22 protein-coding genes and 1 other RNA gene are annotated in these 23022 nt (G+C 66.8%); 15 read left to right on the top strand and 8 right to left on the bottom strand.

The genetic code is table 11. The features are described 5' to 3' along the window. Positions 1 to 47: 47 nt before the first annotated feature. From DTA15_RS01120 to trxA, 6 genes are all read right to left on the bottom strand, one after another. Positions 48 to 308 carry a type B 50S ribosomal protein L31 gene (locus DTA15_RS01120; protein WP_006485080.1) on the bottom strand — a complete coding sequence of 87 codons (261 nt, stop codon included), beginning with the start codon at positions 306 to 308 and terminating at the stop codon, positions 48 to 50. Positions 309 to 464: 156 nt separating this feature from the next. Next, positions 465 to 1298 carry a M90 family metallopeptidase gene (locus tag DTA15_RS01115; protein ID WP_006485076.1) on the bottom strand — a complete coding sequence of 278 codons (834 nt, stop codon included), beginning with the start codon at positions 1296 to 1298 and terminating at the stop codon, positions 465 to 467. A gap of 38 nt (positions 1299 to 1336) precedes the next feature. After that, positions 1337 to 2893, bottom strand: a complete 1557-nt coding sequence (locus DTA15_RS01110) for an MFS transporter (protein ID WP_006485079.1) — start codon at positions 2891 to 2893, stop codon at positions 1337 to 1339. Next, positions 2890 to 3390: a MerR family transcriptional regulator gene (locus DTA15_RS01105; protein WP_006485074.1), complete on the bottom strand. Its 501-nt coding sequence runs from the start codon at positions 3388 to 3390 to the stop codon at positions 2890 to 2892. The genes DTA15_RS01110 and DTA15_RS01105 overlap by 4 nt, the downstream gene beginning before the upstream one ends. A gap of 129 nt (positions 3391 to 3519) precedes the next feature. Further along, a complete protein-coding gene (gene rho, locus DTA15_RS01100) occupies positions 3520 to 4782 on the bottom strand; it encodes a transcription termination factor Rho (protein ID WP_006478662.1) in 1263 nt (420 codons plus the stop codon). A gap of 195 nt (positions 4783 to 4977) precedes the next feature. Next, a complete protein-coding gene (gene trxA / locus DTA15_RS01095) occupies positions 4978 to 5304 on the bottom strand; it encodes a thioredoxin TrxA (protein ID WP_006402348.1) in 327 nt (108 codons plus the stop codon). 391 nt (positions 5305 to 5695) lie between these two features. Between trxA and ffs the strand changes: the two genes are divergently transcribed. The 10 genes from ffs to DTA15_RS01045 all read left to right on the top strand — a co-directional run bounded on the left by ffs (position 5696) and on the right by DTA15_RS01045 (position 15277). Then, positions 5696 to 5794, top strand: an RNA gene (gene ffs / locus DTA15_RS01090) — signal recognition particle sRNA small type. 127 nt (positions 5795 to 5921) lie between these two features. Further along, on the top strand, positions 5922 to 8285 hold the full coding sequence (locus DTA15_RS01085; protein ID WP_012492658.1) for a DNA polymerase III subunit gamma/tau: 2364 nt from the start codon (positions 5922 to 5924) through the stop codon (positions 8283 to 8285). Between the two features lie 95 nt (positions 8286 to 8380). Beyond that, the gene (locus tag DTA15_RS01080) at positions 8381 to 8707 is read left to right on the top strand and encodes a YbaB/EbfC family nucleoid-associated protein (protein ID WP_006482124.1); all 327 of its coding nucleotides are present in this window, start codon (positions 8381 to 8383) and stop codon (positions 8705 to 8707) included. Positions 8708 to 8738: 31 nt separating this feature from the next. Continuing rightward, positions 8739 to 9335 carry a recombination mediator RecR gene (gene recR / locus DTA15_RS01075; protein WP_006478665.1) on the top strand — a complete coding sequence of 199 codons (597 nt, stop codon included), beginning with the start codon at positions 8739 to 8741 and terminating at the stop codon, positions 9333 to 9335. A 48-nt stretch (positions 9336 to 9383) separates the two neighbouring features. After that, complete coding sequence (locus tag DTA15_RS01070) at positions 9384 to 10589, top strand: CaiB/BaiF CoA transferase family protein (protein WP_006482127.1); 1206 nt, start codon at positions 9384 to 9386, stop codon at positions 10587 to 10589. Positions 10590 to 10810: 221 nt separating this feature from the next. After that, positions 10811 to 11572: a 5'/3'-nucleotidase SurE gene (surE, locus tag DTA15_RS01065; RefSeq protein ID WP_006482126.1), complete on the top strand. Its 762-nt coding sequence runs from the start codon at positions 10811 to 10813 to the stop codon at positions 11570 to 11572. Then, positions 11569 to 12501 (top strand): protein-L-isoaspartate(D-aspartate) O-methyltransferase, encoded by a 933-nt coding sequence (locus DTA15_RS01060; protein ID WP_006482129.1) that lies wholly within the window; start codon positions 11569 to 11571, stop codon positions 12499 to 12501. Before surE ends, DTA15_RS01060 begins: the two co-directional genes overlap by 4 nt. A 5-nt stretch (positions 12502 to 12506) precedes the next feature. Continuing rightward, positions 12507 to 13397: a peptidoglycan DD-metalloendopeptidase family protein gene (locus DTA15_RS01055; RefSeq protein WP_034195698.1), complete on the top strand. Its 891-nt coding sequence runs from the start codon at positions 12507 to 12509 to the stop codon at positions 13395 to 13397. 11 nt (positions 13398 to 13408) lie between these two features. Beyond that, the gene (gene rpoS, locus DTA15_RS01050; RefSeq protein ID WP_006484452.1) at positions 13409 to 14497 is read left to right on the top strand and encodes an RNA polymerase sigma factor RpoS; all 1089 of its coding nucleotides are present in this window, start codon (positions 13409 to 13411) and stop codon (positions 14495 to 14497) included. 3 nt (positions 14498 to 14500) lie between these two features. Next, positions 14501 to 15277 (top strand): 3'-5' exonuclease, encoded by a 777-nt coding sequence (locus tag DTA15_RS01045; protein WP_006484453.1) that lies wholly within the window; start codon positions 14501 to 14503, stop codon positions 15275 to 15277. Positions 15278 to 15307: 30 nt separating this feature from the next. Here DTA15_RS01045 and DTA15_RS01040 read toward each other — a convergent pair whose 3' ends face one another. Further along, a complete protein-coding gene (locus DTA15_RS01040; protein WP_006484455.1) occupies positions 15308 to 16162 on the bottom strand; it encodes an endonuclease/exonuclease/phosphatase family protein in 855 nt (284 codons plus the stop codon). A gap of 227 nt (positions 16163 to 16389) precedes the next feature. Here DTA15_RS01040 and rlmD point away from each other — a divergent pair, with 227 nt between their 5' ends. After that, positions 16390 to 17790 (top strand): 23S rRNA (uracil(1939)-C(5))-methyltransferase RlmD, encoded by a 1401-nt coding sequence (gene rlmD / locus DTA15_RS01035; protein ID WP_369718879.1) that lies wholly within the window; start codon positions 16390 to 16392, stop codon positions 17788 to 17790. 63 nt (positions 17791 to 17853) lie between these two features. Here rlmD and DTA15_RS01030 read toward each other — a convergent pair whose 3' ends face one another. Continuing rightward, positions 17854 to 18552, bottom strand: coding sequence for a Bax inhibitor-1/YccA family protein (locus DTA15_RS01030; RefSeq protein ID WP_006484459.1), 699 nt, complete (start codon positions 18550 to 18552; stop codon positions 17854 to 17856). A 249-nt stretch (positions 18553 to 18801) separates the two neighbouring features. Between DTA15_RS01030 and ndk the strand changes: the two genes are divergently transcribed. The 4 genes from ndk (at position 18802) to ispG (ending at position 23019) form a co-directional block, all read left to right on the top strand. After that, complete coding sequence (ndk, locus tag DTA15_RS01025) at positions 18802 to 19227, top strand: nucleoside-diphosphate kinase (RefSeq protein WP_006478674.1); 426 nt, start codon at positions 18802 to 18804, stop codon at positions 19225 to 19227. A gap of 55 nt (positions 19228 to 19282) precedes the next feature. Further along, complete coding sequence (rlmN, locus tag DTA15_RS01020) at positions 19283 to 20422, top strand: dual-specificity RNA methyltransferase RlmN (protein WP_006484457.1); 1140 nt, start codon at positions 19283 to 19285, stop codon at positions 20420 to 20422. Between the two features lie 163 nt (positions 20423 to 20585). Next, positions 20586 to 21602 carry a helix-turn-helix domain-containing protein gene (locus DTA15_RS01015; protein WP_012492656.1) on the top strand — a complete coding sequence of 339 codons (1017 nt, stop codon included), beginning with the start codon at positions 20586 to 20588 and terminating at the stop codon, positions 21600 to 21602. 112 nt (positions 21603 to 21714) lie between these two features. Continuing rightward, on the top strand, positions 21715 to 23019 hold the full coding sequence (ispG, locus tag DTA15_RS01010; protein WP_006483314.1) for a flavodoxin-dependent (E)-4-hydroxy-3-methylbut-2-enyl-diphosphate synthase: 1305 nt from the start codon (positions 21715 to 21717) through the stop codon (positions 23017 to 23019). The last annotated feature ends 3 nt before the right edge of the window (positions 23020 to 23022 follow it).

Genomic DNA, 23022 nt, shown 5'->3' with positions numbered 1-23022 from the left:
TTTTGTGCGATACCGGTACGTTGCAACCACCGGATACGGTGCGAAGCTTACTTCGCCTTGCCGTTGGCGCGTACGCCGAACTTGTTCTTGAACTTCTCGACACGGCCTGCCGTGTCCATGATCTTTTGCTGACCCGTGTAGAACGAGTGCGATTCCGACGACACTTCGATCTTGGCGAGCGGGTAGGTCTTGCCGTCGAGTTCGATGTTTTCGCGCGTCTGGATCGTCGAGCGCGTGATGAACTTGAAGCCGTTCGACATGTCTTGGAAGACGACTTCGCGGTAGTCCGGGTGAATGCCAGGTTTCATGATTTTCCTTGGTGATAGCGGTAGCCAACCCGCCGCTTGCCGTGTCGAGCCGCCCCGATGGAGCGATTCGGCTGACGTCAAGCCCGGCGCGAGCCACTTGCCTAAGGTCGAAAAACGGCGATTATGCCAGAAAATCAGACGGTTGACGAATAATTTTCACGGTGCGTCGAGCGCGCCGGTGCCGGCCGGATCCTGTCGGTAGTAGCGCGCGAGGAGCCGGTACAGCTCCGGAAATTCGGACTCGAACGCTTTCGGTCGCACGAACAGCGCCTCGCTGCATACCGCGAAGAATTCCGACGGGTGATCGGCCGCATAGGGATCGATCAGCGAATCCCGCTCGAAGCGCGCCCATGCGCGATCCGGCACCGCGTCGACGCGCGCGCAGAACTGGTCGTACGCATGTTCGAACACGTCGGCCCACGCCTGCGCGTCGAGGTGCGGCGCATGCCAGCGGCGAAACAGGGGCGGATAGCCGTCGGCCGCGCCGTTGACCATGTCGATCTTGTGCGCGAACTCGTGGATCACGACGTTGTACGCGTCCCGGCCGTCCGTCATCTGCGCGTCTTCCCACGACAGGATCACCGGGCCGCCTTCCCAGGCCTCGCCGCTCGCATCCTGCTCGACTTCGTGGACGACGCCGTCCTCGTCCTGCACGGTCTTGCGGATCACGAATTCGCCCGGGTACACGACGACGCCGACCCAGCCGTCGTACAGCGACAGGTCCAGATTCAGCACCGGCAGGCAGGCCTGCGCGGCGATCGCGACGATCATCGCGTCGGTCAGTTCGAGCCCGTGCGCGGTCGAAAACGATTTTTTCGCGACGAACAGGCTCGTCAGCTCGCGCAGCCGCCCGAGCGCGTCGGGCGGCAGGGCGGCGAGGAACGGCAGGCGTTCGACGGTTTCCTGCCACAGCGAATCGGGAATCGGATGGCTGCGCAGCGCGCGGTCGCGGCGGCGGTCGTCGAACCAGCGGGTCAGTTTCGAAAGCATGGAGGCTGCGGACGAAAATCCAAAGCCTGTCTTTTAACTCAATCGATCTGTTTTTGCCATGCCGCGAAGAGGCCGCCGACGAGCGCCACGCCCGCGAGGAAGTAAAAGCCGTCGAGCGACGCGAGGAACGACGCCTGTTGCGCGACCATTCGCGCGATCGACGCGATCGCGAGGCCATGCGCGTCGTTCAGCGCGTGGCCGGCTGCCGCGTAGCTGCGCGTCAGCGCGTCGACGGTCTGCTGGAACAGCGGGTCGAACAGGTTCGCGCGCTCGACGAGCCGCGTCTGGTGCACGGCGACGCGATGCTGCTCGACGATGATCACCGACGACGTCGCGAACGAGATCGTCAGTTGCCGCACGATGTTCTTCAGCCGGTAGCCGTGCGTGTATTCGTCGATCGCGAAGATCCGGAACGTGAGGTTCGCGACCGGCAGCACGATGAACAGCAGCAGCAATCCGCGCAGCAGCAGCGGGACGATCAGCGCGGCTTCGCCGACCTGCGGCGTCATCCGCGTCATCCACAGCGCGGCCGTGACGGCGATCGCGAACCCGGGCACGACGAACCACTTCTTGTGCGTGACGAATTTCGCGTAGCGCAGGTACGCGAACAGCGCGGTGGCGGAGATCAGCGACATCGTGCCGACCAGGCGCCCGGCATTCTCGACCGGATAGCCGAGCCCGCCCTCGAGAAATCGCGACGTCAGGTAACTGAAGCCCGTCGTCTCGTAGTAATAGAACATGTAGAGCAGCAGCCCGACCTGAAAAGTGCGCTCGCGGAACGCATGCAGCCGCACGAGCGGCGTCGGATGGTTCCACTGGTGATACGCGAACCACGCGAGCGCGCCGAGCCCGGCAAACGTCAGCATGATCAGCATCGGCGAGCCGCTGTAGAGCTGGTAATGCACCTGCTGCAGCACGATCTGCAGCGCCCCTTGCGCGAGCGCGAACACGACGTACGGCCAGAAGTGTCCGGAGCCGCGTTCGTCGTCCGGCGTGCGGCCCGAATCGGGCAGCGTGAGCAACGCGAGGATGGCGAACGCGATGCCGGCCGGCGCCGTGCACGCGAACAGGGCGCGCCACGTCGAATGCGCGACCAGCAGCCCGCCGACGATCGGCGCGAGCGCGCTGCCGAGCAGGATCATGATCAGGAACGCGCGTGTCGCGGGCGGCCGCTCCTGCGGCTTGAAGCTGATCTGGATCAGGATCCGGCACGCGCCCATCATCGGGCCGATGAAATAGCCCTGGAAGCCGCGCGCGAACGCGAGCTCCAGCGACGTGTCGGCCAGCGCCGCCGCGATCGCGCCGAGCGAGAACATCAGCATGCAGCCCGCGACGTAGCGGCGATGGCCGAGCCGGTCGACCCACCATTGCTGCTGCAGGATACCGAGCACGGCCGTGACCGCGTAGGCGCTCGACGACCACACGAGTTCGTCGGGCGACGCGTTGATGCCGCCCGCGATGTAGCTCGCGAAGAACGAGAAGACGGCGTTGTCGAAGTAGTCGATGCCGGTGACGAGCGCGAGCGCCCATGGAAACAGGTCCGCGCGCAGGTTCGCGCGGCTCCATAGCGGCGGCCGGCCCGGCACGGCGTTCATTCGCGGTCCTTGCGGGCGCGCCGCGCGCCGATTTCGGCCCGCCGCTGCGCGATCAGTTCATCGGCGTTTTCACCGGCGAGGCGCCGCTCGACGTAGTCGATGTCGTGCTGCAACTCCTTGCGTAGCGCGACGGCTTCCTTCAGTTCGCGCTGGACGGCCGCGATTCGCCGGTCGAGCGTGTCGATCTGCTCGGCGAGGCCGGCGCGGATGTCGCGCAGCGACGCATCCGAATAGCGGCGCCGGCCGTCGCCCGTTTCTTCCAGCGGACGCTTCAGCATTTCGGTGATGCCGTGCAGCGAGAAGCCGAGCGCGCGCAGCCGCAGGATGCGCGCGAAACGCTCGAGGTCGGCTTCGTCGTAGAGACGGTAGCGGCCTTCGCTGCGCGACGGCGTGACGAGGCCGCGCTCTTCGTAATATTTGAGCGTGCGCGGCGTGACGCCGAGCCGCGACGCGGCGTCGCTGACGGTCAATAGCGGGGTGGAGGCGTCGGTCGGCATCGGGTATCGGGGATTCGGCGGGGCAATGACGCGATTATAGATCAACCTGTACGTTCACGTTCAGGTTGGGGCCGAAAAAACGGCCGCCGGGCAGGATGCGCGGGCGGCCGTGTCGCGGGGCGGGGGCGATCAGCCGCCGCGGCGCATCAGGTCGAAGAACTCGGAGTTGCTCTTCGTCTGGCGGATCTTGTCGAGCAGGAATTCCATTGCCTCGACTTCGTCCATGTCGTGGATGAACTTGCGCAGCACCCAGATCTTCTGAAGGATCTCGGGCTTGATCAGCATTTCCTCGCGACGCGTGCCCGACTTGTTCAGGTTGATCGACGGATACACGCGCTTTTCCGCGAGACGGCGCTCGAGGTGCACTTCCATGTTGCCGGTGCCCTTGAACTCTTCGTAGATCACGTCGTCCATGCGGCTGCCGGTTTCGATCAGCGCGGTGCCGATGATCGTCAGCGAGCCGCCTTCCTCGATGTTGCGCGCCGCGCCGAAGAAGCGCTTCGGACGCTGCAGCGCGTTCGCGTCGACACCGCCCGTCAGCACCTTGCCCGATGCCGGGATCACGGTGTTGTACGCACGCGCGAGACGCGTGATCGAGTCGAGCAGAATCACGACGTCGTGCTTCATTTCGACGAGGCGCTTGGCCTTCTCGATCACCATTTCGGCGACCTGCACGTGGCGCGTGGCCGGTTCGTCGAACGTCGACGCGATCACTTCGCCGGCGACCGAGCGCTGCATTTCGGTCACTTCTTCCGGGCGCTCGTCGATCAGCAGCACGAACAGGATCACGTCCGGGTGGTTCTGCTTGATCGCATGCGCGATGTGCTGGAGCATCACGGTCTTGCCGGACTTCGGCGACGCGACGAGCAGGCCGCGCTGGCCCTTGCCGATCGGCGCGATCATGTCGATGATGCGGCCCGTGACGTTTTCCTCGCCGCGCATTTCGCGTTCGAGCGACAGCGGCTTGTTCGGGTGCAGCGGCGTGAGGTTCTCGAACATGATCTTGTGTTTCGAGGCCTCGGGCGGCTGCCCGTTGACTTTGTCGACCTTCACCAGCGCGAAGTAGCGCTCGCCGTCCTTCGGCGTGCGGACTTCACCTTCGATGGTGTCGCCGGTGTGCAGGTTGAAGCGGCGGATCTGCGACGGGCTGATGTAGATGTCGTCGGTGCTCGCGAGGTACGACATTTCCGGCGAGCGCAGGAAGCCGAAGCCGTCCGGCAGCACTTCGAGCGTACCGTCGCCGAAGATCGTCTCTCCCGTCTTGGCGCGCTTTTTGAGAATGGCAAACATCAACTCCTGCTTGCGCAGGCGGTTCGCGTTTTCGATCTCCAGGCCGTTGGCCATTTCGATCAGTTCGGACACGTGCAGAGACTTGAGCTCGGATAAATGCATACGGAGAACCCGCCAGGGAGGAGAAGCGACGAAAGAAAATAAGGGAGGAGGGCGAGCGGAGGCGCTCAGAGACTTAAATGCGTCTTGTCGACGTTTTTTAATTCTAGCATAGGCCGATTCGCGCTTGAGCGAGCGATCGGCGGCTTGACGACGGACGTGTTGCCGACTGACAACACGTCCGTGGAACTGCCGGTATTACAGGTGGCTGTCCAGGAAGGCGGTGAGCTGCGACTTCGACAGCGCGCCGACCTTCTGCGCGGCGGCCGCGCCGTTCTTGAACAGGATCAGCGTCGGGATGCCGCGCACGCCGAACTTCGCGGGCGTGGCCTGGTTGTCGTCGACGTTGATCTTCGCGATCTGCAGCTTGTCGCCGTAGTCCTTCGCGACTTCGTCGAGGATCGGGGCGATCATCTTGCACGGGCCGCACCATTCGGCCCAGAAATCGACGAGGACGGGCTTGTCGGACTTGACGACGTCCTGTTCGAACGATGCGTCGCTGATGTGTTTGATCTGTTCGCTCATTGGGTCAATACCTCTTACGGTTCGGGGACTGCCTGCTTGCGCGTTGCGGCGTACCGGCCGCCGTAGGCTGCCGGCCGCTGCGGCAGGTCACTCCGCCTTCCGGAAGGGAGGGGGCGTAAGCGCTGCATGCCGCGGCTCGCGGGTCGTTCGGGCGTCATATTAGCCTAAATTGCTATCTGCTGCGGGCGGCGATAGTAGCCGCTACGCGAGTAGGGGTACGACGCGACGTTCGACCGTCGTGCCACGCAGGTGGAGGCCGGTCCGCAAATTACAAGGGGGTGGGCCGCATGCGGTGCGCGCGAACGGGCGATGCGCGGGTTTGCCCGGCGATATTCGCTTTGATGCGAACAAACGGTCGCATTCGTCCGGAAGCGGTGATAGAATATGCCGTGACGGGCCTCCTCGCATGGTGGGGCGGTGAACCTGGTCAGGTCGGGAACGAAGCAGCCACAATCGTTTTCCGCCAGTGCCGAGGGTTGGGCTCGTCACCTTCCTTCTCGCCCCGTTCGCAGGGCGTTTTTTATTTCTGCGTCACACTCCGTTCGACCTCCACCTTGCCCGTGTTCCGCACCGTTTCGCGTGTCGGCGCGACGCAGCGTTACTGATACAATTTCCCGATGACCTATCAAGTTCTCGCACGCAAGTGGCGTCCGAAGGATTTCGCTTCGCTCGTCGGCCAGGAGCACGTCGTCAGGGCGCTCACGCACGCGCTCGACGGCGGGCGTCTCCATCACGCCTATCTGTTTACCGGAACCCGCGGTGTCGGCAAGACGACGCTGTCGCGGATCTTCGCGAAGGCGCTCAACTGTGAAACCGGCGTCACGTCGCAGCCGTGCGGCGTGTGTCGCGCGTGTCGCGAGATCGACGAGGGTCGTTTCGTCGATTACGTCGAGATGGACGCGGCGAGCAACCGCGGCGTCGACGAAATGGCCGCGCTGCTCGAGCGCGCGGTGTACGCGCCCGTCGATGCGCGCTTCAAGGTCTACATGATCGACGAAGTGCACATGCTGACGAATCACGCGTTCAACGCGATGCTGAAGACGCTGGAAGAGCCGCCGCCGCACGTCAAGTTCATCCTCGCGACGACCGATCCGCAGAAAATCCCCGTCACCGTGCTGTCGCGCTGTCTGCAGTTCAACCTGAAGCAGATGCCGGCCGGGCACATCGTGTCGCATCTCGAGCGGATCCTCGGCGAAGAACGGATCACGTTCGAGCCGCAGGCGCTGCGCCTGCTCGCGCGGGCCGCGCAGGGCAGCATGCGCGACGCGCTGTCGCTGACCGACCAGGCGATCGCCTATTCGGCGAACGAGGTGACCGAGTCGGCGGTGTCGGGCATGCTCGGCGCGCTCGACCAGACCTACATGGTGCGCCTGCTCGACGCGCTCGCGGCCGGCAACGGCCCGGAAATCCTCGCGATTGCCGACGAGATGTCGCTGCGCAGCCTGTCGTTCTCGACCGCGCTGCAGGATCTCGCGAGCCTGCTGCACCGGATCGCGTGGGCGCAGTTCGCGCCGGGCTCGGTGCTCGACGAATGGCCGGAAGCGGCCGACCTGCGCCGGTTTGCTGAGACGCTGAGCCCCGAGCAGGTGCAGTTGTTCTATCAGATCGCGACGGTCGGGCGCGCCGAACTCGGCCTGGCGCCGGACGAATACGCCGGTTTCACGATGACGCTGCTGCGGATGCTCGCGTTCGAGCCGGCCGTCGGCGCCGGCAGCGCACCGGGCGGTCAGCCGTCCGTGCCGCCGCGTGCGGTGCCGGCCCCGCGTGCTACGGCGGCACCGGCCGCTGCCGCGGCGAAGCCGGTATCGGCCGCGCCGGCAAGCGCAGCGCGCCCGCCAGCCGCGACGCCGGCTGCGCCGGTCGCCCGTTCGGCGCCGGTGCAATCGAGCGATGAAGCCGAACGGCCGACCGCCAAGCCGGCTGCCGTTCAGTCACCGGCAGAAGCAGCGCCGGAACCGGTCGCGGCTGACGTGCAAGCTGTCGAGCCTCCTCAGCCGGAAACGAAGGCAGCGCCCGCCGGCGACACGCCGCCTCCCGCGCGCAAGGAACCTGAGCCGCCCGCCGTTGCCGTCGTGCAGCGAAACGACGAACCGGCTCCGCAGGCGGAACCGGCGCCGCGCGTCGCATCGCCCGAGCCGGCCGCCGCACGGCCGGCGGCGCGCGCGGGCGGTGCCGCCGCCGCACTCGACGTGCTGCGCAATGCGGGGATGCGCGTGTCGTCGGACCGCGGGCGCGCAGGCGCTGCCGCCAAGCCGGCTGCGGCCCAGCCGGCTGCTGAAAAGCCGGTCGCGCCGCGTCCGGCCGTCCAGGTGCCGACGCCGCGTGCTGCCGCCCGTGCGCCGCAAGCAGCCGATTCGCGCCAGCCGTCGCCGCCGTGGGAAGACATCCCGCCCGACGACTACGTGCCGCTCAGCGCCGACGAAATGTTCGGCGGGTCCGACGACGGCTTCGTGCCGGTGTTCGACAGCGGTCCCGACGACGTGCGCGTGACGCCGAAGCCGGCGGACGCGCGTCCGGCCGCGCCGATCGACACGCGTCCGCTGCCGCCCGCGATCGCGCTCGATCCGATCGGTTTCGACGGCGAATGGCCGGCGCTGGCCGCGCGGTTGCCGCTGAAGGGTGTCGCGTACCAGCTCGCGTTCAACAGCGAGCTGACGGCCGTCGACGCAACCGCATTGAAATTGTCCGTGCCGGTGCCGCAGTATGCGGACGCCGCACAGGTGGCGAAGCTGAAGGCCGCACTGGCCGATGCGCTCGGCAAGCCGGTCGAGGTGACCGTCGAGGTCGGGCCCGCGCGGCGCACTGCGGCGGCGCTCGATGCGGCCGCGCGCGCGGCGCGCCAGCGCGAAGCCGAGCAGGAGATTCACGGCGATCCGTTCGTCCAGCAGCTCGTGCGCGAGTTCGGTGCACGCATCGTCGAAGGGTCGGTGCGCCCGCTCGCCGATTCGGCGCCGGACGGCGCGCCGCCGACGCTGCATTGAACTGAGCGCCCCGCGACAGGCACAATCACGCCCCGCACACATTGGCCGGCACGCGCCGCGTGCCGGTTTTCACACGATCAAGAAGGAGTATTCCCATGTTGAAAGGCAACCTCGCCGGACTGATGAAGCAAGCGCAGCAAATGCAGGAAAACATGAAGAAGATGCAGGAGCAGCTTGCGCTCATCGAAGTCGAAGGGCAGTCGGGCGCCGGCCTCGTCAAGGTGACGATGACGTGCCGCAACGAAGTGCGCCGCGTGTCGATCGACCCGAGCCTGCTCGCGGACGACAAGGACATGCTCGAGGATCTCGTCGCCGCTGCGTTCAACGACGCGGTGCGCAAGGCCGAAGCCACGTCGCAGGAAAAGATGAGCGGCATGACGTCGGGCCTGCCGCTGCCCCCGGGCTTCAAGCTGCCGTTCTGAACGCGGCGTCCTTGCCACTGTTTGCCGCCGTATGAAACAGCCGTCCGCCCTGTCCGCCCTCGTCGAAGCGTTGCGCGTGCTGCCCGGCGTCGGGCCGAAATCCGCGCAGCGCATGGCGGTTCACCTGATGCAGCACGACCGTGAGGGCGCGGAGCGGCTCGGCCGGTCGCTGCTGTTCGCGACCGAGCACCTGCAGCACTGCGAGAAGTGCAACACGTTCACCGAAGCGCAGATCTGCGAGGTCTGCAGCGACGAGGAGCGTGATCCGACGCTGCTGTGCGTCGTCGAGACGCCTGCCGACCAGATCATGCTCGAGCAGACGATGACCTACCGCGGGTTGTATTTCGTGCTGATGGGGCGACTGAGCCCGCTCGACGGGATCGGCCCGAAGGAAATCCATTTCGACCGCCTCGTGCGGCGCGCGTCCGACGGCGTCGTCAAGGAAGTCGTGCTCGCGACCAACTTCACGAACGAAGGCGAAGCCACCGCCCACTACCTCGGCCAGACGCTCAAGGCGCGCGGGCTGGCGGTCACGCGCCTCGCGCGCGGCGTGCCGGTGGGCGGCGAGCTCGAGTACGTCGACGCGGGCACCATCGCCCGCGCGATGCTCGACCGCCGCACGATGTAAGCCGGGCGCCGCCTGCGGGCGGCGCCGTTCCTCATGCCAGGGAGACACATGAGCACCAGCCAGGGCCCGCTCGCGGGCGTCAAAGTGCTCGAATTCGGAACGCTGATCGCGGGGCCGTTCGCGTCGCGGCTGTTCGCCGAATTCGGCGCGGAAGTGATCAAGATCGAGGATCCGAACGGCGGCGACCCGCTGCGCAAGTGGCGCAAGCTCCATCCGGAGCAGGGCGGCACGTCGCTGTGGTGGTCCGTGCAGGCGCGCAACAAGAAATCGGTCACGCTGAACCTGAAGGCCGACGCCGGCAAGGCGATCGCGCGGCAGCTCGCAAGCGAGGCCGACATCGTGATCGAGAACTTCCGCCCGGGCCTGCTCGAAAAGCTCGGGCTCGGCTACGACGTGCTGTCGGCCGACAATCCGGGCCTCGTGATGGTGCGCCTGTCCGGCTACGGGCAGACGGGCCCGTACCGCGACCGGCCCGGCTTCGGCGCGATCGCCGAATCGATGGGCGGGCTGCGCCACATCACCGGCTATCCGGATCTGCCGCCGCCGCGCATCGGCATCTCGATCGGCGACTCGATCGCCGCGCTGCACGGCGTGATCGGCGCGCTGATGGCGCTCCATCACCGCAAGGTCAACGGCGGCGCGGGGCAGGTGGTCGACGTTGCACTGTATGAAGCCGTCTTCAACATGATGGAAAGCGTGGTGCCCGAGTACGGCGTGTACGGGATGGTGCGCGAGCGCACCGGCGCGTCGCTGCCGGGTATCGTGCCGTCGAATACGTATGCATGCCGCGACGGCAGCATCGTGATCGGCGGCAACAGCGATCCGATCTTCAAGCGGCTGATGAAGGCGATCGAGCGCGACGACCTCGCCGACGATCCCGCGCTCGCGCAAAACGACGGGCGCGTGCCGCGCACGCAGGAAATCGACGACGCGATCGCCGCGTGGCTCGCGCCGCGCACGATCGAAGAGGCGCTCGCCGTGCTGAATGCGGCCGACGTGCCGGCCGGGCGCATCTACAGCGCCGCCGACATGTTCACCGATCCGCAGTTCGTCGCGCGCCAGATGATCCAGCGTTTCAAGCTGGCCGACGGCACCGACATTCCGCTGCCGAACATCACGCCGAAGCTGTCGGACACGCCGGGCGAAACGCGCTGGCTCGGGCCCGAGCTCGGCGAGCACACCGACGAGGTGCTGCGCGGCCTCGGCTACGACGCGCAGGCGATTGCCGCGCTGCGCGAGGCGGGCGCGATCTGAGTGCCCCGCGGCCTGGCGCCTTGCACCGGGCCGCCCGACGGACGCCTTTTCCGACGAGTCGTTCGTCGGGGCGAAAAACCCCGGCGACCCGGTGTTTTCCCCGGCGCATGGAATGCCGCCGCACGATGCGGCGGCGCATCGTGCGCCCATGCGTCTACCCACCCGTCCGCGGCCGCCGGACTGTCGCTCTCGCGCCATCTTTCCTCGGTTACAATCGCCGGATGCGAATCCTACTCAGCAACGACGACGGCTATCTCGCCCCCGGTCTCGCCGCGCTCAGCGAAGCGCTGCAGCCGCTGGCCGAGCTCACGGTGATCGCGCCCGAGCAGAACTGCAGCGGCGCGTCGAACTCCCTCACGTTGTCGCGGCCGCTGTCGGTGCAGCGCGCAGCGGGTACGGGTTTCTTCTACGTGAACGGCACGCCGACCGATTCGGTGCACGTCGCGCTGACGGGGATGGCCGATGAGAGGCCCGACATCGTCGTATCCGGCATCAACAACGGCCAGAACATGGGCGAAGACACGCTCTATTCGGGGACAGTTGCAGCCGCCACCGAGGGCATCATGTTCGGTGTGCCGGCGATTGCGTTCTCGCTGGTCGACAAGGGCTGGGCCCAGCTGCCGGACGCCGCGCGCGTCGCCGCGGAAATCGTCGCGCATTACCTCGCGCACCCGCTGCCGGGCAACCCGCTGTTGAACGTCAATATTCCGAACCTGCCGTACGACGAGCTGAAGGGCTGGAAGGTTACGCGCCTCGGCAAGCGTCATCCGTCGCAGCCGGTGATCCGCCAGACCGACCCGCGCGGCGAGCCGATCTACTGGATCGGTGCCGCGGGCGACGCGCTGGACGCCAGCGAGGGCACCGATTTTCACGCCGTCGCAAACGGTTTCGTGTCGATCACGCCGCTGCAGCTCGATCTCACGCATACGCAGATGCTGCCCGCGACGCGCGAATGGGTGCGCGCCGGAGGGCGGGCTTCATGAGCGGCGAGCGCGCGAAGCGGTTCCCGCTCGCGCTCGAAGATCTCAAGCGAGCGCCACGCAAGTCGGACGGTCGGGCCGGTGAACGCCAGGCGGCGGGCGCGGTGCCGAAGGCCGCCGACAAACCCGCAGCCGTGCTGAAACCGGTTGCGGTGAAGCCGGCCGCCGTGCGGGCGCCGCTGCCGGGTATCGGCGCCGCGAAACCGGCGACCGCGCCGAAGCCGACCGTGCTCAAGCCAGCGCTGCCGAAGCCGGCTGCGCCCACGATCGCGCCGGCCGGCGCGTTCGCCCTCACGTCGGAACGTGTGCGCGAGCGGATGGTCGAACGCCTGCGCGCGAACGGCGTGACCGATACGCGCGTGCTGGACGCGATGGCCGCGGTGCCGCGCCACCTGTTCGTAGATCCGGGGCTCGCGACGCAGGCCTACGAGGATTCGGCGCTGCCGATCGGCCATCAGCAAACCATTTCAAAGCCGTCGGTCGTCGCGCGCATGATCGAGCTCGCGATGGCCGGCCGCACACTCGAGCGCGTGCTCGAGATCGGCACGGGCTGCGGCTATCAGGCCGCCGTGCTGAGCCACGTGGCACGCGACGTGTATTCGATTGAACGCATCAAGCCGCTGTATGAGCGCGCGAAGCTGAACCTGCGGCCGCTGCGCGTGCCGAACATCCGTCTGCACTATGGCGACGGGCGTGTCGGCCTGCCGTCCGCGGCCCCGTTCGACGCGATCGTGATCGCGGCGGCGGGGCTCGACGTGCCGCAGGCGCTGCTCGAGCAGCTCGCGATCGGCGGGCGGCTCGTCGCGCCGGTCGGCGCGCAGAGCGGGCAGCACCAGGTGCTCACGCTCGTCGAGCGCGTCGCGCACGCGCAATGGCGAGAGTCCCGGCTTGATCGCGTTTTCTTTGTCCCTTTAAAATCCGGAGTGATTTGAAACCGATGAGTATGTTGCGCGCGATGCAAAACAACCGATCCCGGGAACCGCTCACGCTCGCCCAGCGCGCGATCTGTGTGGCTGCGTTCTCCACGCTACTGGCCGCCTGTGCGACGCGGCTCGACAACGCGCCCGTCGTCGACCGCTCCGGGTCGCTCGGCACGACCGCCACCGCGCAGCCCGCGGTGCCGCTCGGCCCGCCGCCGCCTGGCTTCTATCGTGTGAAGCCGGGCGACACGCTGTACCGGATTGCGCTCGAGAACGGGCAGAACTATCGCGACATCGCGTCGTGGAACAACCTGGCGAACCCGAACCAGATCGAAGTCGACCAGCTGCTGCGCGTGGCGCCGCCGGGCGGCGCCGCGGTCGCGGGTGCGCCGGCCGCCGCGCCGATCGTCGGTGGCGCGGTCGCGACGGCGCCGCTGAGCAGCGGTCCGGCCGCGCCGGCTGCCGGCACGTCGTCGGCGCTGGCCGCCACGCCGCCGGCTGCGGCAACCGGGTCGAGCGATACGGCCGCGGCGCCGAGCGGCCCCGTGACGTTCGCGTGGCCCGCGCGCGGCCCCGTGCTGAACGGGTTCGACGACGCGAAGAACAAGGGTGTCAATATCGGCGGGACGGCCGGCGAGGCCGTGAAGGCGGCGGCGGACGGCCGCGTCGTTTACTCCGGCAACGGTCTGCGTGGTTACGGCAACCTCATTATCATCAAGCACGATGCAACTTACCTCACGGCGTATGCACACAATCGCGCTTTGATGGTAAAAGAGGGGGACGCGGTAACGAAGGGGCAGAAGATCGCCGAGATGGGTAACAGCGATGCCGACCGCGTGATGCTGCATTTCGAGGTTCGCCGGCAGGGTAAGCCTGTCGATCCGCTGAAGTATTTGCCGCCTCAATAACCGAGACGACCATGCCGAAATCGAAGCGCCACGAGCCGCAAGCCGAGTCTGAGAAGATCAGTCGTGCCACGCAAGCATCGGTGGGGCGAGTGGGTGCTTCGACGGACGACGAAGACGACGTCGCGGAAAACGAACGTGATCTCGAGGCACGCGACGCCGAGGCCGAAGGTGGCGACGACGAGCGCGAAGGCCGTCAGGAAGCCGCACCCGACGTCGACGATTTCCGCACGCTGCTGCAGGCCGAACTCACGGCCGACACGATCCAGCATTACCTGAACCGCATCAGCGTGAAGCCGCTGCTGACCGTCGAGGAAGAGCAGCGCTATTCGCGTCTTGCGAAGGCCGGCGAATTCGAGGCGCGGCAGGTGATGATCGAGCGCAACCTGCGTCTCGTCGTCAGTATCGCGAAGGGGTACCTGAACCGCGGCGTGCCGCTGCTCGACCTGATCGAGGAAGGCAACCTCGGCCTGATGCACGCGATCGAGAAATTCGACCCGACGCGCGGTTTTCGCTTCTCGACCTACGCGACGTGGTGGATCCGGCAGAGCATCGAGCGGGCGATCATGAACCAGGCCCGCACGGTGCGCCTGCCCGTGCACGTGATCCGCGAACTGAACCAGGTGCTGCGCGCGAAGCGCCACCTCGAAAAGAATTCGATGTCGACGGGCGAGGCGGCCGAACGCCGCGAAGCCAGCATCGACGACATCGCCTATCTCACCGGCAAGACCGCCGAGGAAGTCACCGATATCCTCGCGCTCAACGAACACACGGCGTCGCTCGACGCGCCGCTCGACCTCGATCCCGCGAGCAGCCTGCTCGACCTGCTGCCCGACGACCAGAGCCAGTCGCCCGACGCCGAGGTGCAGCACCGCGAGCTCGAAACGCTGACGCGCGCGTGGCTGTCGCGGCTGTCCGACAAGCACCGGCACGTGATCGAGCGCCGCTTCGGCCTGAACCACATCGAACCGGCGACGCTCGAGGAGCTCGCCGACGAGATGGGGCTCACGCGCGAGCGCGTGCGGCAGATCCAGCAGGAAGCGCTGGTGCGCCTCAAGCGGTTCTTTGCCTCCAACGGCGTGCGCAAGGACGCCGTTCTGTAACTGATGACTCCGATTCTCGTTTTTGACATCGAGACGATTCCCGATGTCGACGGCATTCGCCGTCTGGAAGACCTGCCCGCGACGCTCGACGATGCCGCGGTGGCCGAGCATGCATTCGCCGCACGCCGCGAGAAGACCGGCAGTGATTTCCTGCCGCATCACCTGCAGCGGATCGCGGCGATTTCGTGCGTGTTCCGCGACAACAACGGTTTTCGCGTGCGCTCGCTCGGCACGCCGCAGGACAACGAAGCCACGCTGATCCAGTCGTTCTACCGCGTAATCGAGAAATACACGCCGCAGCTCGTGTCGTGGAACGGCGGTGGCTTCGATCTGCCGGTGCTCCATTACCGCGCGCTCGTGCACGGCATTCCCGCCACCCGCTACTGGGATCTCGGCGAGGACGACCGCGAGTTCAAGTGGAACAACTACATCTCGCGCTATCACTCGCGGCATACCGACCTGATGGACGTGCTCGCGATGTATCAGGCGCGCGCCAATGCGCCGCTCGACGCGCTCGCGAAGCTGTGCGGCTTTCCGGGCAAGCTCGGGATGGACGGCAGCCAGGTATGGCCGGCGTTCCAGGACGGGCGAATCGAGGAAATCCGCAACTACTGCGAAACCGACGTCGTCAATACCTACCTGCTGTATTGCCGGTTCCAGTTGATGCGCGGCGGCCTGACGCCGAGCGAGTACGCGGACGAGATCCTGCTCGTGAAGAACGCGCTTGCGCTGGAACCGGCGCCACACTGGGTCGAATACCTGGCCGGCTTCGACGCGTAGCGCGGACAGGCCGCGCCGCGGCCAGCCCGATCAGCCGAGGTCGAGCAGCACCGGCTGGTGATCGGACGCGCGCACGTTACCGTCGATCTCGCAGCGGGTGACGCGCGGCAACAGCGTGTCGGTCACGAACACGAAATCGCACGCGAGCGGCCCGTCCGACCATTGCACCGTATCGTAGACGCCGGCCGTCGGCGGCGGCGTGCGGCCGGGGTGCCGCGCAACCCACGCGTCGATGAAATCCGGCGCGTCGGCAAGCGGCGCCAGGAAGCGCCGGTATGCGTCGCTGCCGAATGCACTGTTGAAATCGCCGCAGACGATCGCATCGCGTGGCTGTCCGGTCGCGCTGAACGGCCCCTCGGCGGTTTCGGCGCGGGCCGGGTGGGTCGCGTGCGCACAGGCCTCGCGATGCCGGTCGCGCAGCGCGTCGACCTGCGCGAGCCGCTGGCGCGCCGAGTAATACTCCAGATGCGTGGTGACCACGCGCAACGGCCCGAACGGCGCCTGCAACTCGATGTCGAGCGCGACGCGCGGCATCGACGGCGCGCCGGCGTCGGCCGGCCACGGCAGCGACTGGCGCAGCACGCGCCCGACCGGCAGCCTTGTCGCGATGGCGTTGCCGAACTGGCGGCGCGGTGCGCCCGGCCGGATGGCCGGCAGGTCGGCGCCGATCGCGTCGACGACCGTATAGCCGGGCAGCAGCGCGGCGAGTTCGCCGAACTGGTCGGGGCCCGGCCGGCCGGGCAGTGCGTCGAAGCCGCGCGTGACTTCCTGCAGGCACAGCACGTCGAAATCGCCGAGCTCGCGAATGGCCGCGACGGTGCGGGGAAGATCGACGACGCCGTCCGCGTCCCGACCCCATTGGATGTTCCAGTCGATCAATCGCATGGTCGAATCTCCTGTCGGGCGAAATGTCGGGCCTTGGGCCTCGGGCGTTGCCCCGGCTGATTTGCGGCCGGGCATTGCCGCAGGCGCATCCCGCAGCCGCATTGCATGGCCGCCCGGTCGCGCCACGGGCTGTCCGTGCGCAAGTTCGACGCCTGCCTCATCCAAAGCGCGCGACGGAGGCTTTCGTCGTCTACAATCTCGCCTTCTTCAACGTTTGTCAGGAAAAGCTGGTGTCCGAAGCCGTCCCCACTTCTGCGCGCAAATCGAAAAATGCGCCCGTCGCGCCCGGGCCCGCCCCGGTTCTCGAGATCGAATCGCTCGACATGGAAGCGCGCGGTGTCGGCCGCACGGTGACCGAGGACGGCGGGCCGGGCAAGGTGATCTTCGTCGAAGGCGCGCTGCCGGGCGAGCGCGTGACTTATTCGAGCTACCGCCGCAAGCCGAGCTACGAGCAGGCGACGGTCGTCGACATTCTGCGCCCGAGCGTATTGCGCACGCAGCCGAAGTGCAAATTCTTCGGCACCTGCGGCGGCTGCTCAATGCAGCATCTCGACATGCGCGCGCAGGTGGCGGTCAAGCAACGCGTGCTCGAAGACAACCTGTGGCATCTCGCGAAGCTGCGCGCGGAAACGATGTTCGCGCCGATCCACGGCCCGTCGTGGGGCTACCGCTACCGGGCGCGCCTGACCGTGCGCAACGTCGCGAAGAAGGGCGGCGTGCTGGTCGGGTTCCACGAGAAGAAGAGCAGCTACGTCGCCGACATGACGAGCTGCGAAGTGCTGCCGCCGCACGTGTCGGCGATGCTCGTGCCGCTGCGCCGGCTCGTCGAGGGACTGTCGATTCGCGACCGGATGCCGCAGATCGAACTCGCGGTCGGCTCGACCGTCACCGCGCTCGTGCTGCGCGTGCTGGAGCCGATCAATGCGGACGACGAAGCGCTGCTGCGCGCGTTCGCGGACGAGCACAACGTGCAGTTCTGGTTGCAGCCGAAGGGGCCGGACACGGTGACGCCGTTCTATCCGCTCGACGTGTCGCTCGACTACACGCTGCCGGAATTCGGCATCCGCATGCCGTTCAAGCCGACCGACTTCACGCAGGTCAATCACCAGATCAACCGCGTGCTGGTGGGCCGCGCGCTGCGCCTGCTCGCGCCGTCGCGCGACGATCGCGTGCTCGACCTGTTCTGCGGGATCGGCAACTTCACGCTGCCGCTCGCGCGGCTGTCGCGCGAAGTGATGGGCATCGAGGGCAGCGACACGCTGACCACGCGCGCGCTGGCGAACGCACGCGAGAACGGGGTCGACGGCCATACGACGTTCGCGTGCCGGAACCTGTTCGAAGTGACCGGCGACGACCTCCGCGCGCTCGGCGCATTCGACAAGTTCCTGATCGACCCGCCGCGCGAAGGCGCGCTCGCGGTGTCGAAGGCGCTGGCCGAGATCGCGCAGAGCGGCGAAGGTCCGCTGCCGAAGCGCATCGTGTACGTGTCGTGCAACCCGTCGACGCTCGCGCGCGATGCAGGCCTGCTCGTGCACGAGGCCGGCTACCGGCTGAAGGGCGCCGGTGTCGTGAACATGTTCCCGAATACGTCGCACGTCGAATCGATCGCGCTGTTCGAGCGCGATTGAGCCGGGCGGCGGACGTAAAAAAACCGGCCCGCGGGCCGGTTTTTTCGTGGTGCGCAGCGAACGTCAGTTGCGGTTGCCGCCGAAGATGCCGAGCAGCGCGAGCAGGTTCGTGAACACGTTGTACAGGTCGAGGTAGATCGCGAGCGTGGCCGAGATGTAGTTCGTCTCGCCGCCGTTCACGACGCGCTGGACGTCGAACAGCATGTACGCCGAGAAAATCGCGATCGCGAGCACCGATACGGTGAGCATCAGCGCCGGCAGTTGCAGGAAGATGTTCGCGACCGACGCGAGCAGGATCACGATCACGCCCATGAACAGCCACTTGCCGAGCCCGGAGAAGTCGCGCTTGCTGACGGTGGCGATCGTCGCCATCGTGGCGAAGATGATGCCGGTGCCGCCGAACGCGAGCATGATCAGCGACGGGCCGTTCGAGAAGCCGAGGATGAAGCTCAGCAGCCGCGACAGCATCAGGCCCATGAAGAACGTGAAGCCCAGCAGCACGAACACGCCGGCCGCGCTGTTTTTCGTCCGCTCGATCGCGAACATGAAGCCGAACGCGATCGCGAAGAACGCGAGCAGGCTCATCATCGGGCTCGTGGCCGCGAATAGCGAGAAGCCCGTCGCGACGCCGACCCAGGCGCCCAGCACGGTCGGCACCATCGACAGCGCGAGCAGCCAGTACGTGTTCCGCAGCACGCGGTTGCGAACCTCGGCGGTGCTGACGGAACCGCCGCGGCCGAAATTGTACGGATAGTCGTTCATGGTTTCTCCTAACATTGAACGCGTGGGCGTCCGGGGCCGGTTCGGCGCGCGCGATGTGCGGCGCAGCAAACCGGGGCAGCTATGGCTAAGATACGTTCCGTGCCGGGAGGTTTCAATGGCCCGGCGGCACAAAACATATGGATTCTGAACCTTTCATTCGTGTAAGGGTTCAATCGCAATGATACACGGGATCGTGCTACAATAGCGGATTCATTTGAACCTGTAACTTCTTAATTTTTTGGAGTTTTTATGGCAATCGAGCGCACCCTGTCGATCATCAAGCCGGATGCGGTGGCAAAGAACGTGATCGGCCAGATCTACAGCCGTTTCGAAGGCGCCGGCCTGAAGATCGTCGCATCGCGCATGGCACACCTGTCGCGTGCTGACGCAGAGAAGTTCTATGCAGTTCACGCAGCGCGTCCGTTCTTCAAGGACCTCGTCGACTTCATGATCTCGGGCCCGGTGATGATCCAGGTTCTGGAAGGTGAAGGCGCGATCCTGAAGAACCGCGACCTGATGGGCGCAACGGATCCGAAGAAGGCGGAAAAGGGCACGATCCGCGCCGACTTCGCCGACAGCATCGACGCGAACGCCGTCCACGGCTCGGACGCTGCGGAAACGGCAGCGGTCGAAATCGCGTTCTTCTTCCCGGAAATGAACGTTTACTCGCGTTAAGCCCTGGCTGACAGCAAGTAGGCAGGATTCAGCGCACGCGGCAAGGCAGCACATCATGACGAGCGAAACTTCCGTCAATCTTCTCGACTTCGATGCCGAGGGTCTTGTCGCGTACTGCGGCAGCCTGGGCGAGAAGCCGTTCCGCGCCAAGCAATTGCAGCGCTGGATCCACCAGTACAACGCCGGCGATTTCGACGGCATGACCGATCTCGCGAAGTCCCTGAGGGAAAAACTCAAGGGCCGCGCGTCGATCGTGATGCCGGAGATCGCCAGCGATCACGTTTCCACCGACGGCACGCGCAAGTGGCTGATCGACGTCGGAAACGGCAATGCGGTCGAAACCGTGTTCATCCCGGAAGAGACGCGCGGCACGCTGTGCGTGTCGTCGCAGGCCGGGTGCGCGGTGAACTGCCGCTTCTGTTCGACGGGCAAGCAGGGTTTCTCCCGCAACCTGTCGACAGCTGAAATCATCGGCCAGCTCCGGATGGCCGAATTTGCATTGCGCGCGTCGCTGGGCCGCGCGCCCGGCCCGAACGGCAAGGCCGAACGGGTCGTCACCAACGTGGTGATGATGGGCATGGGCGAGCCGCTCCTGAATTACAGCGCGGTCGTCCCCGCGATGCGACTGATGCTCGACGACAACGCGTACGGCCTGTCGCGCCGCCGCGTCACGCTGTCGACGTCCGGCGTGGTGCCGATGATGGACCGCCTCGGCGCCGAGTTGCCGGTCGCGCTGGCCGTTTCGCTGCACGCGCCGAACGATGCGCTGCGCGACGAGCTGGTGCCGCTCAACAAGAAGTACCCGCTTCGCGAGCTGATGGCCGCGTGCCAGCGTTATCTCAAGGTCGCGCCGCGCGACTTCATCACTTTCGAATACTGCATGCTCGACGGCGTCAACGACACCGAAGCGCATGCGCGCGAACTGCTGGCCGTCACGCGCGACGTGCCGTGCAAGTTCAACCTGATCCCGTTCAATCCGTTTCCGGAATCGGGCCTCATCCGCTCGAAGCCGGAGCAGATCAAGCGCTTCGCGCAGGTTCTCATCGACGCGGGTGTCGTCACGACCGTGCGCAAGACGCGCGGCGACGACATCGACGCCGCGTGCGGGCAGCTGGCCGGCGCGGTGAAGGATCGCACGCGCCTCGCGGAACGAACGGGCGCAGCAGGAAAAATCATCGAAGTTCGGGCAGTTTGACGGGGGCACCTGGCCGGGGTGCCCGAACCCTTTGGCGGTGCAACACGCGAATAGCGATCGGTCGCGGCGCCTCGGCGCCGCGCAGGGTATGAACAGTTGCGGGTGCCGGCCGGCGGGAGTCGGCGGCGGCCGCCAGTGAAGAAGAATCGACGCGAGGACAAGGATGAGTGAGCCGCAGCCGTCTAACGGCGCAGAGACGAATGCCGCGAAGCCGGCACCGGCGGGACTGGAATCGCTGGCGGCGGTCGGCAGCCGGCTGGCGCAGCTTCGGGAGACGAAGGGCTGGTCGGTCGACGACGTGTCGGCGCGACTCAAGGTCGCACCGCAAAAGCTCCGGGCGCTCGAGGCCGGCGACATCAGCCATTTGCCCGGCGTGACGTTCGCGCTCGGGGTCGTGCGCAGCTATGCGAAGATGCTCGGCGTCGATCCGGAACCGTTCGCGCAGGCGCTGCGCCGCGAGCGCGGGGTGCCGGAAGTCGACCTGTCGATGCCGGCGTCGTCGGGCACGGATCTGCCGCGCGGCCGCGTGTCGATTCCGCTCGGCGGCTCGTCGCGTCACCATCCGTGGCTGTGGGGGACGGGGATCGTCATCGTCGCGGTGGTCGCCGTACTGATGTGGCACACTGGCGGCGATTCGTCGAGCCTGCTCGCACGCTTCAAGGGCGGCGACGCCGAGCATGCGTCGGCCGCGAGCGCGGCGACGGCATCGTCGGCTGCTGAAGAAGCGGCCACGAACGCCGCGTCGGGCGCGGTGACGAATGCGGTTCCGGCCCCGGCTGCTGCATCGGCTGCCCCGGCGCAGGCGATCGCGTCGGCTGTTCCGGCGCCCGCGGCGCCGGTCGCGACTGCCGCTGCGTCGCAGCCCGTGGCGGCCACGGCGGCGGCAAGCACGGCCGCGCCGGCCCAGCCGGCCAGCGTCGTGGTGGCGGCCGGTCAGTCGATGGTCGAACTGAAGGTCAAGCAGGATTGCTGGTTCAGCGTGCGCGACAAGAACGGCAAGGAGCTGTTCTCGGCGCTGGTGCGCGCCGGCGAAACGAAGCAGGTGGCCGGTGACGGGCCGTTCAAGGTCACGATCGGCAACAAGGCCGGCCTCGACGCGGTTGCGTTCGACGGAAAACCGGTCGATCCGGCAAAATATTCGGCAGCGCGGGGTAACGTGGCGCGGTTCACGTTGCCCTGACGTCAAGCGCCGTGGCGAAGGCCTGTCGTCGATCTCGGCAGGCCGTGAGGGCACGGCGCTTTTTCAATTCATGCGCCGCGTCGCGGCGCATTCCGCGTAAATGGATCTATCGATGCAATCCGAAGCTCAATCCCCACGCAGCAGTCAGATTTGTTCAACCGAGCCGGTGTTCGGCGGGCATCAGCCGCGCCGCGTATCGCATGCGGTGGATGTCCGCTGGGGCGGGCAACTCGTGACGATCGGCGGCGACGCGCCGGTGCGCGTGCAGTCGATGACGAATACCGACACGGCCGACGCGATCGGCACGGCGATCCAGATCAAGGAACTCGCGAATGCGGGCTCCGAACTGGTGCGCATCACGGTCAACACGCCCGAAGCCGCGGCCGCCGTGCCGGCGATTCGCGAGCAGCTCGACCGGATGGGCGTGACCGTGCCGCTCGTCGGCGATTTCCACTACAACGGCCACCTGCTGCTGCGCGACTACCCGGGCTGCGCGGAATCGCTGTCGAAGTACCGGATCAACCCCGGCAACGTCGGTCAGGGCGCGAAGCGCGACACGCAGTTCGCGCAGATGATCGAGGCCGCGGCGAAGTACGACAAGCCGGTGCGGATCGGCGTGAACTGGGGCAGTCTCGACCAGGACCTGCTCGCGCGCATGATGGACGAGAACGGCGCGCGGGCGCAGCCGTGGGACGCGCAGAGCGTGATGTACGAGGCGCTGATCCAGTCGGCGATCGGCTCGGCCGAACGCGCGGTGGAGCTCGGCCTGGGCCGTGACCGCATCGTGCTGTCGTGCAAGGTCAGCGGCGTGCAGGACCTGATCGCCGTGTACCGCGAACTCGGCCGCCGCTGCGGCTTCGCGCTGCACCTCGGACTGACCGAGGCCGGCATGGGTTCGAAGGGCATCGTCGCGTCGACGGCGGCGCTCGGCGTGCTGCTGCAGGAAGGGATCGGCGACACGATCCGCATCTCGCTGACGCCGGAACCGGGCGCGTCGCGCACGGGCGAAGTGATCGTCGGCCAGGAAATCCTCCAGACGATGGGCCTGCGCTCGTTCGCGCCGATGGTGATCGCGTGCCCGGGCTGCGGCCGTACGACGAGCACGCTGTTCCAGGAACTCGCGATGCAGATCCAGACCTACCTGCGCGAGCAGATGCCGGTCTGGCGCAAGGAATATCCGGGCGTCGAGAAGATGAACGTCGCGGTGATGGGCTGCATCGTCAACGGCCCGGGCGAATCGAAGCACGCGAACATCGGCATCAGCCTGCCGGGTTCGGGCGAGAACCCGGCCGCACCCGTCTTCATCGACGGCGAGAAGGTCAAGACGCTGCGCGGCGAGCGGATCGCCGAGGAATTCCAGCAGATCGTCAGCGACTACGTCGCACGCAATTACGGCCGCACCGAGGCCCTGAACTAATTC

This window comes from Burkholderia cenocepacia (genome assembly GCF_900446215.1).
In the GTDB taxonomy this organism is placed as follows: domain Bacteria; phylum Pseudomonadota; class Gammaproteobacteria; order Burkholderiales; family Burkholderiaceae; genus Burkholderia; species Burkholderia cenocepacia.
The sequence above is the reverse complement of the archived record's forward strand: the minus strand, read 5'-3'. Positions and strand labels throughout refer to the sequence as shown.